Here is a 15474-nt window from a genome sequence, read left to right on the forward strand (position 1 = left end):
CAACTTATTGAACTACCCAATTACGTCAACTAATATGAATTCACAAAAAAATGTAACTGAATTTAATCTAGGTAAGGAGTTCCTAGCCGAAGGAAAATTAGAAGAAGCGATCACCGCTTTCCGTCTTTCACTTCCATTAATGCCCAACGATTCTTGGCCTTATTACTACTTAGGAGAGGCTCTGACAAAAAAGGGTTTAGTTGATGAAGCGGTTATCGCTTTCCGTCGTGCTATAGAACTTAACCCCAATTTTTCGTGGAGTTATCATCAATTAGGAGAAGCTTTAAGTCAGCAAAATAACTGGACAGAAGCTATCGTTGCATATCGTCAAGCAATTCAGATTAGCCCCGAGCATTACGGAACGTATGTTTTATTAGGAAAAGGTTTAATCAAGTTAGGTCAATTGGATGAAGCTATCACAGTTTATCGTCAAGCTATTCAACTGAACCCAAATGAAGATTGGCTTTATCTTGATCTTGCTGATCTTGTAGAACAGCGAATTAAATCTGATCTCGCAGAGGTGAGTGCAGGCTATCAACGTGTTAGGCAACTTAACCCGGATTACTTGCCTGTTTACCATAAAATCATTCAGATGCAACCTAATGAAGCAAATGTCTGGTTGGAGTTTGCCAAAACCTTAGTTAAACATCATCAGATAGAGGAGGCAATCTCAGCCTATCGTTGGGCTTGGGAACTGAATTCGGAGTATGTACTATCTCAATACCAATTAGAGAATTCCTTCCTCTCCCAAGGGTTCGATAGATTAACAGATTATCATCGTTTGGGATTACTATTAGCTGAACAAGGTCTTTTTAAGGAAGCCGTAACCTGTTTTCAGCAAGCCCCTAATTCCCCAATGGGTGAAGATAGAATTTACGATAATATTTGGAAAGGCTTGAATGGTATGGGTCTACTCAATGAGGAAGACTCATACTATCCAGAGGATATTAACCCTGCCGTTGCCCATACCTATTTTCATCATCACAGCCAATATACTGTAATCCATCTGTCGAATTTAACAGAGGCAGATCAATATCTTCTAAATCAGGAAGGTTTTTTAGTTTCTAATTTGAACTTAATTAATCAAGATAACTGGGCTTTAGAAGAAATTTATATTAATAGTTTTAGCCAAAAAGAGACTATACAGCTTGCCAAAAAAGAAGCTAAAAAACTTAACTATGTAGCCCAACCTTTTTTGAACACACCGAATGAATTTCAAAAAAGCATTGTTCAAACGGGTTATGTTTATGCAGTTTGTCCGATTAGTGGAAAAGTTATTCGCTCAGAACAATCATTTTATGATGCAGGTGGATTTCCACCGATGCTATGTTATCGATTTGTGGGGGCTGAAGTATTTTACTTAATCGTAGGTCATTACTGGGGAGCAAAAATGTTTCTTTATTTCCCTAGAATTGAGCTTATTGTGATGCTTTCACCTCATATCGCTCCTCAGCCTATTGTTAATAGACTGAAGGCGAATATTGTCAGTTGCTGGCTAGAGGTAAGCAAGTATATCTCATTGAATGAAAAGAAAAAAGTCGTTGCACTATCCGGTTTGAATCCTAATATTGGACATAGTTTATGGAACGAGGTAACAGGACTACACTACTTACATGAAAATGGAATATTAGAAAAGTTAGACAAAGTGATAGCTGCACGTTATGACTATTTTAAAGTTGGTAATATTTTTGACGAACTTACTGATAAAGTTCTCAATATTTTCGATGATTGGAGTTTGTTTAAAACCATTCTCGCCCATAACTATTTTGGGGTTATGGCAACTAATGTGTTTATAAAAGAAGACCTAGTGGAAAAGATGTATGAGACATCATTACAAAAATGTTCTCCAATTCTTATCCAAGAAATCGAACAAGCAAAACAACATTTTCCCCTTGTATGGATAGGAATTCGCACTCATAGCCGAGTTTGGTTATCTTTAGTAGAAGGAAGTGCCAATATTATCAAAAAACTTCACTCAGAATTTCCTAATTTGGGAGTAGTATTTGATGGTTGGTCTCGAATGGAAACAGAAGATCCTAATGCAGAATCCATGATTGCCAGAGAGCAAGCAGTCTTAGCAGATATCCTGGCTTTAATTCCACCCAGCACTAAAATCTATAACTTAATCGGAGCCAAAACTTATGAAAAAATTGTTTGGGCTCATGCAGTTGATGTATATTTATCTACACCCGGTTCTTCAACAACATTTGTGTTATGGATTGCCAATAAAAGGGGCGTAGTTCATGCGAATCGTGTTCATTATGCCACTTGGGTTGATGAACAATTGCTATCGCGCGACAATGCAAATTTACCTGTTTATATTCCTTTAAATTCTATTAATGATCAACCTACTTCACCAGAAATGGCGGCCCTTAATTTACAGAATTATGATTTTGATTGGCAAATCGCCTACGATGAACTGGTTAAAATTATCAAGGCACAGATAGAAAATAACTGTTAAGCTGTGTTCCTCCCTGTTTCCTATTCCCTTCTGTAGCATTCTTTTTTCTATTTTATATGGGATAAACCATCAACAACTCCTCGTAAATTCCAGTTAAGCATTTGGTTAAGGCGATCGCACCTCATACCACACTTTAGCGGACGGGGGGCAACTTGGTTTAACTGAGAGGTATTCACAGGGATAATCAAATCTGCATCCAGTCCAAACATCTCAGCTATCTTGACAGCAAATTGATATCGATTTATACAATCACTTCCGGTTGTATGAAATAGTCCTTTTGCTTCCACTTCTATCAAACGACAACTGGCTTCAGCAATATCATTCGCCCAAGTTGGAGAACCGATTTGATCTTGCGGAACCCGAATAGTTTGATGGTTTTTCAATGTAGAAATCAAGCGAAGAACAAAGTTCTTTCCTTGCTTTTCTTGACCATAAACCCAAGCAATGCGACAAATTAAATAATTATCTAATAACTCAGAAATTTTATGCTCAACTTCCAACTTTTGTCGCCCATAGACACAAATTGGATCGGGTTCATCTATCTCTTGATAAGGGCCGTTTTCCCCATTAAATACATAATCCGATGAATAAAAGATGAACTTCGCACCCACTTCTCGTGTCGCCTGAGCTACATTCAAACAACCAACCACATTAATTTGATAAGTTTCCTCTGGGTTCTGTTCACAATAATCTACATTTGAGAGAAAGGCGGGAAGAAAAACAACCTTGGGTTGAGATTGAGTGATCAAGGATTTTACGCTTGTCTCATCTGTAATTTCTAAAGGAATTAAACCCGGTTGGGGCACATTATGAGAAGTTCCCATAACGTTCCACCCCCGTTGCTGACAAGTTTGCAACAAATGCGAACCCACTAAACCTGATGCACCAATCACTAAAATGTTCATCTTTCGTTCCCTGCTTGCACAACTTCTAAACTATTCGCTTTTAAAACCCCAATGGTACCATCAAAGCCAATTTCTGCTTTAATTTGATTGACAATTTCATCCGTAAACCGAGTTGCCATCACCATAATTGCATCCACTGGATCAGTTTTTAAGCGACTCGGTTCCACAATCGGTAAATGAGAAACGGGAGTAAAACGGTTTTGTTTATAGGGTGAAGAATCAACCACATAAACAATTCCTTCCAACTGTGCCAATGATAATAATGTTACACCATTGGTACTTGCACCCCAAATAGCAACCCGCTTTCCTTGAGATGAATAAGCGTTGACAAAATTGGCGATTTCAGCGATTAGAGAATCAACCCCTTGGCGTAAATGAGCTAAATTTTCTCGCTCTTGTTTCTGCACAATTGCGACAAGATGCTCTCCTCCCCAATCTCGTTGAATATCAAGTACCTTAAAATCATTTTTTTCTAGTACAAAGCGCAGAGTTTTGATAGAAAAATAAGATAAATGATCGGTAATAAAATCATAAACTCTTTGATGATCTAAAGTTTGTTCAAAACTGGGAACTTCAATCAAACCAACCCCATTTGGCGTTAAATTTTCATAAACACCTTGCAAAAAATCATTGGGGTCGGGGGCGTGTTCTAAAACGTGCATTGTCACAAACGCATCAAAGGGATACCCATCGATTTGGGCATTTTTCCCCATATATCCCTGTTGAATTCTCAACCCCTGCTGGCGGCCTAATTCGGTTGAGCGCTCTGAGGGTTCAATCCCAAAAGAAATTGCACTTGCTTCTGCTAAGAGTTCCATGAAATGACCATCACCACAGCCAACTTCAAGCACATTTTTCCCTTTTAAATTAAACCGATCAACTAAATCATAGGCTTGTTGCTTCCTGTAAGATAGCATCCCAGGAGAACTGGCATGAGATGAACCCACTTGATCTGCATAGACTAAAGATTGGGCTGTAATTTGTACTAAACCGCAATTCTCACATTGATAAACTTCTAAATCAATACCCAGATCGGAGTCGAGTTGCTCATACTTCGGTAATACATGACCGCCTCGAGGAATATTTTCTAATTTGATACTCGGTTGTACGGGTAAAGGAAATTTACAGACACGGCAATTTCTAAGTTCCATAGTTATTGTGAGGATTAATTTGAGCTTTAAACAAAAGGTGAAACAAAATCATTAAAACTTTCTCCTTGAGAATCTTTTGGAGAAGTCAAAGGATTATCAATCAGCCATTTTATTGCTAAAGTTTCATCATTCCATCTCAGACTTCCTTCTGATTCTGGATGATACACTTCATCAACTTTGTAAAGAACTAAAGCTGTTTCTGTCAGAGCACAAAAACCATGAGCAAAGCCTTTAGGAATATAAACAATTTTGTGATTATCTTCAGAAAGTTCAATCCCATCCCATTGGCCATAGGTGTCGGAGTTTTTTCTGAGGTCTACAAAAACGTCTAAAACTTTTCCTGAAACGACTCGGACTAATTTGGTTTCAGCATGAGGTGGTTTTTGGAAGTGAAGACCTCGAATCACACCTTTTTTTGAGAAGGATTGATTTTCTTGTCGCCAATCTGTGACCAAGCCATGTTCACGAAAAATTTCTTGATCATAAGCTCGCATGAAGTATCCTCGATCATCTTGCTTAGGAGCTAAGGTAATTTGATAAGTACCTGCGAGCTTTAGAGGTTTAATCTCCATAGTTTTTATTGATTTATTAGCTCAAACTTTCCCATTAAAATAAAATCTTTGTACCATTTGATAGTTTCTTTTAGTCCTTCATCAAAGGTATATTGGGGATGCCAATTTAGTAAACTTCTTGCTTTTTCGGCGGAAAGATATTGATGCTTAATTTCATTCTTGGCTTGATCCAAAATCAAGGGCTGTAAATTATTTTTATCCATCAAAGCTAGGATTTTATGCACCAGTTCTAACACGGTAATTTGCAGTTCATTACTAAAATTGAACGCCTCACCCCAGATTTCTTTTCTTTCCATTTGTTCCGCCAAATGCAGATAAGCTAATACCCCATCCCTAACATAAAAATAATCACGGATATAACTACCATCACTACGGATAGTAACGGGTTTATCGCGGAAAGCAGAACGAATGGTATCCGGTACAATGCGATTAAAATTCAAGTCCCCACCGCCATAAAAATTGCCGCAGCGAGTAATACAAACTGGCAATCCATAACTAACATAATAAGTGCGACAAATCAAATCTGCACAACTTTTAGACACATCATAAGGGTGTTCCCCTTGCAAGGGTGTCGTTTCATCGTAGGGCAAAATTTCTTGATCGCCATAAGCTTTATCACTAGAAGCCACCACAATTCGACTCACTCCCCCAATCCGGCGACAGGCTTCTAACAGGTTCCAAGTGCCTTTAATATTGGCTTCAAAGGTGGCTAAGGGTTCACGGTTAGCTACTCCGACAATCGTTTGAGCCGCTAAGTGAAAAACGGTATCGACTTCATACTCATTAATCGCTCGTTCTAGGGTCGGTAAATCTTCAATACAACCCCGAACAATATTAATTTGATGATGCCAGTTTTCTGTATACAATCGAGACTGGGGAACACCATCCCGGATTAAACCCGTTACCCTAGCTCCTCGCTGCACTAACTCGGCTACTAACCAACTTCCTAATAACCCTGTACCACCCGTGACAAACACAGAGCGATCGCGCCAAAATTGACTCATTACCATACCTTCCAAGGAGCTTGTTGAGTTTCCCACATTTTATTGAGTTCAGTGTATTCTTTAAAGGTATCCATCGCATAAAAAAAGCCATGATGCTGATAACTCATTAACTGACCCTCCGCCGTTAAACGCTCTAAAGGTTCCCGTTCTAATATACAATGCCCTCCCGCTAAATAATCAAATACTTTGCGGTTAAAGACAAAATAACCCGCACTTACCCATTTATTATCCTTAATCTTCTCCCCAAACTTCAAAACCCTAGCTTCTTGTTCATCAATATCCACAATTCCATAGCGAGAAGGCGGTTGTACCGTTGTGACGGTTGCCAGTTTCCCATGTTCCTTATGAAAACTGAGTAATTCTCCAATATTGACATCAGCCAGACCATCTCCATAAGTGACCATAAATAGATCATCTTCGATGTACTTCTCGATCTGCTTAATTCGTCCTCCGGTCTGGGTATCAACTCCTGTATTAGCTAACGTTACCCGAAAATTCTGCTCATCGTAATTATTCAGATAACTAATTTGGTTAGGAACTCCTAAACCGATGGTAAAGTCATTATTCATCGCTTCATAGTTGAGGAAATATTCCTTGATCATATTTCCCCGATATCCCAAACAAGCGATAAAGTCTAAAAAACCATAATGGGCATAGAGTTTCATAATATGCCAAATAATCGGCCGTCCTCCCACTTCAACTAATGGTTTAGGACGATATTCCGTTTCTTCTCGGAGGCGAGTTCCTAACCCCCCTGCTAAAATGACAACTTGCATTAGTTCATCCTACTAACAACTTGCTTTATATGATACAGGAAAATTGCTTTTGTTCCCGTAATTCTTCCACTTTGTTGAAGTTTTCTAATTTTTATCTAGGTTGATAATCAGGAGTTTCTAGCAAGCAACAAGTAGTAATAGCGTAATAAACATTATATCTTAGGGTAATAACTATTGGCTTCTAAAACATCATCTAACGTTACATCCCATCTAAATTTATCATAATTGACTTCTCTAACTTTTTTAGCGAGGATTACGACACCTCCAAATACAGGATAAGTAGGAAAGCTTTCTTGACCTGATTGCAACTTATCAAAATGCAAACGCATCGGAACATCGTAGGCAGCCTGTATGACTTCAAACCCTAAAGCTGGGGAAAATAATGCCTTTAAGCCCGCATCACAAAACCGCCAAAAGTCCCAGGGAAGTTCGTGAGGAGGCCAAGTAAAGTGGGTGTTGTGACAGGTGTAACCTCCAACTTCCAAAATCTTACTAATTTCCCTAGCAACAATCCAAGGCATCGCTAAATGTTCTAAAACAGATAAGGAAAAAATCCCATCAAATCGCTGATTATTAAAGTATTGAGACAGTTTATGAGCATCCCCAACAACATCGGTATTAGAATCAGAATAATAGTCAAATCCCGTATAAGATTTAGCACCTTGGAAAAAACCTCTTTGGCTCACACTTCCTGGCGAAACAATCCGAGAACCAATTTCCAAAACTCTAAGATGATTTTCATTAACTATCTTGGTAAAATCACCATATAAACCCGCTCCCTCTGGAAATAAATCCCGATTAACTTGTGGAGGTAATGACCCATCAAAGAAAACAGTTTTATTAAAAGTTTTACCTTGACCTTCAGCATTAAACGTAACTTGATGTTTCGCAATCCGAGGAAAGTGAACAACAAAACCACAATTTTTTGTGTAATATAGGGGATATACTGCTTCGACATCTGGACGGGGATGCCAAGAAGTGATGGGAACACTATTACCTCCCACAGAAATTTCTACTTTGTCTAAAGCACCCTTTTTTGAAGTAATCCACCCTCTTAAACCGATTGCATGATCATCCGACCAAGATTCATCTACTGACAAAATCAAGTTTTCATCTTCTACCAACATATCCCCATTCCTTGTATTTAAGTTTCACGAATCTACGAAATCAGAATTAATTAAAGGATTTATATATCTGTATTTAATCCTGAACCTTAATACTAAAATTCTGACAAACTCTTGTCAAGTGAGGACTATAACAAGGATCATTATCAATATACTTTTGCCAACGTCCTTCAATAATTTTTGATTCTCGGTTTAGACGTTCTTTCTTTTCCGGTGTATCTTCATAACCTCGACTTTTAGATTCATGATGATAAAGTGTAACATGAGGTAAGTACAAATTTCGATAGCCTTTATCTAGCATCTTTAAACACAAATCCACATCATTATAAGCCACCGTCAACTGTTCATCAAAACCCCCTATTTTTTCAAATACTTCTCGCCGACACATCAAGCAAGCTCCTGTAACCGCAGAAACATTATTAAACCCAATAACATTGCCAAAATATCCGGGGATATCAGAAGACATGGCATAATATCCATGACCAGCAACACCACCTAGTCCCATGACAACTCCGGCGTGTTGAATCGTATTATCGGGGAATAATAATAATACTCCTACCGCACCAATTTGAGGACGTTGAACTTGTTCTACCATCGCATTCATCCAGTCAGGATTGAGCACTTCGGTATCATTATTTAAGAATAGTAGATAATCTCCCGTTGCTTGGCTGACTCCATAATTATTAATGGTGGAGAAGTTGAAGGGAATATCTAAACGATAACTTTTAAACCGTGACGGTTCTTGATCACTCCACTTAGAAAACACTTTAAATGTATAGTCTTGAACACTGCCATTGTCAATGACAATCACTTCATAGTTAGGATAGGTTGTTAGAGTAAAAATAGACTCTAAACATCGGTCTAATACTTCCCCTAAATCTCTTGTTGGAATAATGATGCTAACCTTCTTATAATCTGTAATTTCATAACGGACTAAATGATGTCCTAAAAACCCTGGAACTCCTTTTACTATTCCCGCTTCTTCTCGTCTATCTAACGCATCCTGAATCGCTTTTTCTGACGCTTCATAAGCATAGGGTTTAGCTTCGCTTCCTCCGGCGGTGGAACCCGAGTGCATTCGCCAGTGATATAAAACTTTGGGAATATGGGCAATTTTTTGAGTTTTTTCGGTAAATCTCAAGACTAAATCATAATCTTGAGCACCTTCATATCCGATTCTAAAACCCCCAATTTCTTCTATAATAGACCGTCGGTATGTTCCTAAATGGCAGGTATACATCCGAGATAAAAAGGATTCAGGACACCATTCTGGTTTGAAGTAAGGATTAATTAAGTTACCATTGGGACTAATTTTATCTTCATCGGAATAAATCATATCTAAATCAGGATTCCGATTCAATAATAAAGCCACTTCATATAAACCATCGGGAGTAATTAAATCATCATGATCCAATAAGGTAATAAATTCCCCTGTTGCTAATTCTAAGGCGGAGTTAGAGGATGCAGAAATATGACCATTTTCTGTTCTATAAATGACTTTAATTCGAGAATCTTTTGCTTGGTATTCTTCTAAAACTTTCTTGACATGGGGAGAGGGAGAAGCATCATCAGCAATACAAAATTCCCAGTGGGGATAAATTTGATTGATCACAGATTCTATGGCTTCCCTGAGAAATTCTTCTGGGGTATTATAAACAGGCATAATCACGCTGAATACGGGTTTATACCCGAATAATTCCATCGTTTCTGCCATTTTTCTTAAATCTGATGCTCTGGGAAAGTTCTTGTCTCGCCAGATTTTATACATATAATCTTCAACTAAAATATGCTCTAAAAGTGCCGTTTTTAAACCATTCAAATCAATTCCTAATGCGGGCTCAAGTTCAGCCGCACGTCGATAATGGTGTAGAGAATCTTCTATTTTACCTTGTTTAGCTAAAGCGGTTGCTAAGTTACAGTGTGACCAACCAAAATTGGGGTTGATTTCTAAGCATTTGCGGTAAGTTGCGATCGCTTCTTCTGAATTACCTTGTTTTTCTAAAGTATCAGCTAAATTATGATAAGACCAGTAAAAACTAGGATTTAATTCAATAGCTTTTTTATAAGATAAAATCGCTGGTTCAAATTTCTTTTGGCGTTGTCTAATATCCCCTAAATTGTGATAGGAACCAAAAAAGTCCGGGTTTAACTCAATGGCTTTTTGATAGGTTTTTGCGGCTGCTTCCAGTTCCCCTATTTTTTCTAAAGGTTCGCCTAAACGATGGTAAATATCTGATGAATTGGGGTTAATTTCTAAGGCTTTTTGGTAAATCGCGATCGCATCTTCAAACTCACTCATCCTGACAAATGCTTCTCCCAACTTTAGCAATAGTTCAAAGTCTTGGGGTTGAGCATCTTTAACTTTTTTATAATAAATTAGAGCTTGTTCACGCTGATTTTTACTCCATAATAAATTAGCGTATTTCCAACATAAATCTAGGTTATCTGGCTGGGATTTTAATAAACTTTGATAGGCTTCAAGATCATCACCATTGAGTTCTATCGTTTTTTGATAATATTGATTTGCTTTTTGTAAATCACCTGGGGTTCCTCGGTGTTTTAAAGCATTTGCTAACTGAGAATAAATATCGGTTAAATTAGGGTTGAATTCTAAAGATTTTGTATAGGAAGCGATCGCAGCATCCCATCTTTCTAATTTAGCTAAAACTTCCGCAAAACTCTGATGACATTCGGCTGATTCAGGATTTAATACGATCGCTTGGGAATAAGCAGAAACTGCATTGTCCCATTGATTTAGTTGAGCAAAAACATTACCTAAACCGTGATGAAATATCGCTGCATTGGGTTTGATTTGAATTGCTTGGGAATAGGCATCAATAGCTTGATTAAACTGTTGAGAATGAGAATAAATATCTCCGAGTGAATGATATATTTCTGATGATTTAGGATTAAATTCTATGGCTTCTAACAATATATTTAAGGCTTCTTCAAACAAACCTTTCTGAACTAATACTTTACCTAATATTTCATAAGTATTTCCTAAATTGGGATTGAGATCAATTGCTTTTCGACAAGAATCTATGGCTTCATCCAGTTGACCCTGTTGTGCTAATGCTTCTCCTAAATATTGATAAGCGATCGCGTCTTCTGAATTAAGTTCCAGAGCTTTCTTATAGTAACTAATAGCCGATTCTAATTCTCCTTGTTTAAATAGAGCTTTCCCTAAACTATTATAAAATTCAGTTACATTAGGATTAATAGTAATTGCACAATTTAACGCATCAATTGCATCGGGTAAATTACCTAATTTCAATAAAACTTCTGCTAATTTATATTGTGACCAAGCTGAATTACTATCTAATTGAATAGCGCGCTCAAACGCTTGTATTGCCTCTAATAATTGATTATTTTCTGCTAACGCTTCCCCTAAATTATCGTAAACCCAATGAAAATTAGGGCTTAATTGGGCTGCACTACGATAAGCAATAATAGCAGCTTGCAATTGACCCGATTGTTTAAATTGATTGGCTTCTTCTAGTAAATCTGTAGCTGTTTTTAACTTACTGGATTTAGATAACATTGTTGATTTTTCCTGAATTTTATTAATACTAATGAACTGATCTGTTTAATAATCTTTTCGTTCAATTGCTTCGGAAAACCCACAGAATTGTAAATTGTGGTCTTCAAGATGCAATCAATGAACATCGGTAGGGAGGAGATTAGCCGGAATTTTCTTAATAAATTGGCCATGAGTCCCTAGCCCCTCTGCTAAAATGACCCCTTGCATAACTTAACCTGACAAACAACTTGTCCTATATGATACAGGAAAGTTGCTTTTGTTCCCAAACTTCTTGACATTAAGGAAATTTTCCAATTTTATGAGCGTTAACCATCAGGGGTTTTCCTCCCCCTGAATAATATAGGGATAAATTGACACCTCTAACTGATCCTATAGTATAGTAGTTTGATGCGATCGCCACTTCTCAAACGATGAATCAATCCTTGAATATTCCCTCCCATAGCCATTTATTTGATCCCACTATTAAAGCTCTTGAATCTTTAGGAGGTTCAGGAACAGTGCAAGAAATTCATGATAAAGTCTGTCAACTTCAAAGTTTATCAGAACCACAACAAAGTATTTTACACAAACAAGGGCCACAGACAGAAATTGCCTATCGTTTAGGTTGGGTAAGAACTTATTTAAAAGTATCTGGAGTTTTAGAAAGTGTAGGGCGAGGAGTATGGTCACTGACGGAGAAAGGTAGAAACCTGCAAGTTATTAATCCTAAAGAAATTAATAGATTTGTCAATCAAACAACAAGAAAGAAAACTGAAAAGATAATTATTGAATCTGTTCAAGATTTTAATTTATTAATACAACCTACAATTGAAACTATAGAATCTATTTCAGACCAGGATCAAATTCCTGTTAGTTCTGATATTTGGATAGAAAAACTATTAGAAATTTTACAACAAATTTCTCCCGATAGTTTTGAACGGTTATGTCAACGAATTTTAAGAGAATCGGGCTTTATTAAAGTTGAAGTCACCGGAAGAAAAGGAGATGGAGGAATTGATGGAATTGGAGTCTTAAAAATTGCCCTTTTGAGTTTTCAAGTATTCTTTCAATGTAAACGTTATAAAGGTTCTGTTGGCCCTTCTGAAATTCGAGATTTTCGCGGGGCGATGGTAGGAAGAACTGATAAAGGTTTATTTCTAACTACAGGAACTTTTACCAGTTCAGCTAAACAAGAAGCAACCCGGGATGGTGCCCCTGTATTAGATTTAATTGATGGGGAACAATTGTGTCAAATTCTTAAAGATTTGAGTTTGGGAGTTGAAACTAAAATGATTGAAGTGGTTGAAATTGATCACAATTGGTTTAATCACCTATAAAATTAGAGAAGAATTTCAGGAAATATTTAATCCTAAGCAATAGAACCTTCAACTCCTTTGAATAATGCTACTGCACTAAACACTAAAAATAGACAACCCCCAATAATAGTAATCGTCCGTTCCGATAATCTTCCTGCTATTAATTTCCCTCCTAAGACCGCAATTGCCGCGCAAATAGTATGACCGACAATTCCCCCCATAATCACCCCAACCGGATTATGAAAGGTCGCTAACGCGATCGTTGCAATTTGAGTGCGATCGCCCCATTCCGCCACAAAAGTCAACAAAAAAGATTCCAATAAAATTTTCCATTTAGTTTTGCCTTTGGCAAACTTAATATTAGCTTTTTCTACCGCTTCTACTGCTTCTTCCTGTTCTTCATTCGTACCAACATTCCTAGACATTTTATTGGCATCATATAATAGTTTTACCCCAAATAGAGCAAATAAAATAATCTCGGCATAATGAATATAAATCCGAGGTAAAAATGAAAATATCTGCCCTACCGCAACAGAGATAACCGTCATCGTTGCCAATGCGGCTACTACACCCAAAAATACAACTTTTCTGTTATATTTTGATGACAAAATAACCGCAATAAAAAACGTTTTATCTCCAAGTTCTGAAATTGTAATCAGTAAGAGAGCAGCGGTAAAACCAGTGAGCATAATTTCAATCAAATTAAATGGGATAAAAAACAGCCAGCAAACTTTTGCCTTTTTACTTTACCATAAAATTCTTCTATTTTTAAGTCTTTTATTCATTAAAATTATGGCTTTTATTCATAAATGAATCATAATAATTTCATAATAAATTCATGATTTTATCTTTAAGTCCACTCTACTCAGAGAACATCAACACCCTCTGAAGATGCTCCCTATTGCAGCGCTCCCTCAAAAAATTGATCAAACAGGACTTCCCCTTAGTCGTAAGATCAGAGGATGGATCAAATCCGTTGGTGTGATTTTCAATGGCAACTGGAGTTGATCCTTGGCACATTTGTATAACCCTTATCGTTAATCCCTATGTCATTTCCCCGTTCTAGCGGTATCCTACTGCACCCCACATCCTTACCCAGTCCCTTTGGTGTTGGGGATATTGGCCCCGTCGCCTATCAATTCGTTAATTTTTTAAAACAGAGCGCCCAACAACTTTGGCAAGTCCTACCCCTTGGCCCCACTGGATTTGGAAATTCTCCCTATTTATCCTATTCTGCTTTTGCGGGAAATCCCTTATTAATTAGTTTAGAACTCTTAAAAGAGGATGAATTATTAACCGATGAAGACTTAGCAAATCCGCCCCACTTCCCCCATCATATTGTTAATTTTGATGCGGTTAAAGCCTTTAAAGAAAAACTGTTTCATCAAGCCTGTGTTACTTTTAAAGCCAATGCCACAGAAGAACAGGAAGAAGAATTTAATCAATTTTGTACTCGCAGTAACTACTGGTTAGATGATTATGCCATTTTTATGTCTCTTAAAGAGACATTCAATGGAGAAAGTTGGAATCAATGGGAAGAAGGAATTGCCCAACGGAAACAGGAATCCCTACATAAATGGGGAGAAAAGTTAGCTAAACCCATCTATTATCATAAATTTCTACAATTTCAATTTTTCAAACAATGGTCAAAACTCAAACAATATGCTAACGAGCAGGGTATCCAAATTTTTGGAGACTTAGCGATTTATGTTGCCCATGATAGTGCTGATGTTTGGTCACATCCTGAAATCTTTTGTTTAGATGAAGAAACCGGAGAAGCGGCCTTAATGGCTGGAGTTCCACCAGATTATTTTAGTGCCACAGGTCAATTGTGGGGAAATCCTGTCTATAATTGGGAACGTTTGCAACAGGACGGATTCTATTGGTGGCTGCAACGAATTGAATCCTTATTAGGCTATTTAGACTTAGTTAGAATTGATCATTTTCGCGGTTTAGAATCGTTTTGGGCTGTTTCCCAAGGAGAAACAACTGCGATTAACGGTCAATGGTTACAAGCACCTGGAGATGCCTTCTTTAGCTTATTAAATGAGAAATTGGGCAAACTTCCCATTATTGCCGAAGATTTGGGAATGATTACTCCAGAAGTGGAAGAATTGCGGGATAAATATGGTTTACCCGGCATGAAAATTCTACATTTTGCCTTTGATTCTGGGTCAGGTAATCCCTATTTACCTTATAATTACGGCTCCGCTAATTGGGTGGTTTATACCGGAACCCATGATAACGATACAACGGTGGGTTGGTTTAACCGTCGCAGTTTACAGGAACAAGCCAGAGTTACCCGTTATTTGGGCTGTACCTCCGGTTATGGGATTCATTGGGATTTAATTCGGTTAGCCATGTCCTGTGTGGCGAATCAAGCTATTTTCCCCCTACAGGATATTTTAGGTCTAGGGAGTGAAGCAAAAATGAATATGCCCGGGGAAGCGGAAGGAAACTGGGCTTGGCGTTTTCAACCCGGAGTATTAACTGAGGAAATTGGAGAACGTCTCAAATTTCTAACCGAAACCTACGGTCGTCAACCCCATTAAATCGGGATTAAGTTAGGGGTCAAAAAAAGAAATTGTCAGTCAAGAGAATTAACTCTTAACTGACAATTTTTAAAGTAATAACAGGTAAAGACC

At 37.6% G+C, this 15474-nt stretch carries 11 protein-coding genes; 3 read left to right on the forward strand and 8 right to left on the reverse strand.

Annotated features, from left to right (window positions below; all coding sequences use genetic code 11):
• The first annotated feature begins 34 nt into the window (after positions 1 to 34).
• Positions 35 to 2461, forward strand: a complete 2427-nt coding sequence (locus PL9631_RS16885) for a tetratricopeptide repeat protein (protein WP_083622056.1) — start codon at positions 35 to 37, stop codon at positions 2459 to 2461.
• 47 nt (positions 2462 to 2508) lie between these two features.
• On the opposite strand, the gene PL9631_RS16890 is transcribed toward PL9631_RS16885, so the two are convergent.
• The 7 genes from PL9631_RS16890 to PL9631_RS16920 form a co-directional block, all read right to left on the reverse strand.
• Positions 2509 to 3366, reverse strand: coding sequence for an SDR family oxidoreductase (locus tag PL9631_RS16890; protein WP_083622058.1), 858 nt, complete (start codon positions 3364 to 3366; stop codon positions 2509 to 2511).
• Positions 3363 to 4517: a class I SAM-dependent methyltransferase gene (locus PL9631_RS16895; RefSeq protein ID WP_083622059.1), complete on the reverse strand. Its 1155-nt coding sequence runs from the start codon at positions 4515 to 4517 to the stop codon at positions 3363 to 3365. The genes PL9631_RS16890 and PL9631_RS16895 overlap by 4 nt, the downstream gene beginning before the upstream one ends.
• A 26-nt stretch (positions 4518 to 4543) precedes the next feature.
• Complete coding sequence (gene rfbC / locus PL9631_RS16900) at positions 4544 to 5089, reverse strand: dTDP-4-dehydrorhamnose 3,5-epimerase (protein WP_083622061.1); 546 nt, start codon at positions 5087 to 5089, stop codon at positions 4544 to 4546.
• 5 nt (positions 5090 to 5094) lie between these two features.
• Positions 5095 to 6093, reverse strand: a complete 999-nt coding sequence (locus PL9631_RS16905; RefSeq protein ID WP_083622062.1) for a GDP-mannose 4,6-dehydratase — start codon at positions 6091 to 6093, stop codon at positions 5095 to 5097.
• Positions 6093 to 6869: a glucose-1-phosphate cytidylyltransferase gene (gene rfbF, locus PL9631_RS16910; protein ID WP_083622064.1), complete on the reverse strand. Its 777-nt coding sequence runs from the start codon at positions 6867 to 6869 to the stop codon at positions 6093 to 6095. The genes PL9631_RS16905 and rfbF overlap by 1 nt, the downstream gene beginning before the upstream one ends.
• A gap of 152 nt (positions 6870 to 7021) precedes the next feature.
• On the reverse strand, positions 7022 to 7996 hold the full coding sequence (locus PL9631_RS16915) for a methyltransferase domain-containing protein (RefSeq protein WP_083622065.1): 975 nt from the start codon (positions 7994 to 7996) through the stop codon (positions 7022 to 7024).
• Between the two features lie 73 nt (positions 7997 to 8069).
• Positions 8070 to 11534: a tetratricopeptide repeat protein gene (locus PL9631_RS16920; protein WP_083622067.1), complete on the reverse strand. Its 3465-nt coding sequence runs from the start codon at positions 11532 to 11534 to the stop codon at positions 8070 to 8072.
• 410 nt (positions 11535 to 11944) lie between these two features.
• Between PL9631_RS16920 and PL9631_RS16925 the strand changes: the two genes are divergently transcribed.
• The gene (locus PL9631_RS16925; protein WP_083622068.1) at positions 11945 to 12850 is read left to right on the forward strand and encodes a restriction endonuclease; all 906 of its coding nucleotides are present in this window, start codon (positions 11945 to 11947) and stop codon (positions 12848 to 12850) included.
• Between the two features lie 32 nt (positions 12851 to 12882).
• On the opposite strand, the gene PL9631_RS16930 is transcribed toward PL9631_RS16925, so the two are convergent.
• Positions 12883 to 13518, reverse strand: coding sequence for a TMEM165/GDT1 family protein (locus PL9631_RS16930; protein WP_083622070.1), 636 nt, complete (start codon positions 13516 to 13518; stop codon positions 12883 to 12885).
• Positions 13519 to 13875: 357 nt separating this feature from the next.
• Here PL9631_RS16930 and malQ point away from each other — a divergent pair, with 357 nt between their 5' ends.
• Positions 13876 to 15381: a 4-alpha-glucanotransferase gene (gene malQ / locus PL9631_RS16935; protein WP_083622071.1), complete on the forward strand. Its 1506-nt coding sequence runs from the start codon at positions 13876 to 13878 to the stop codon at positions 15379 to 15381.
• Positions 15382 to 15474: the final 93 nt, after the last annotated feature.

It is taken from the genome of Planktothrix paucivesiculata PCC 9631 (assembly GCF_900009265.2).
GTDB classification, from domain to species: domain Bacteria; phylum Cyanobacteriota; class Cyanobacteriia; order Cyanobacteriales; family Microcoleaceae; genus Planktothrix; species Planktothrix paucivesiculata.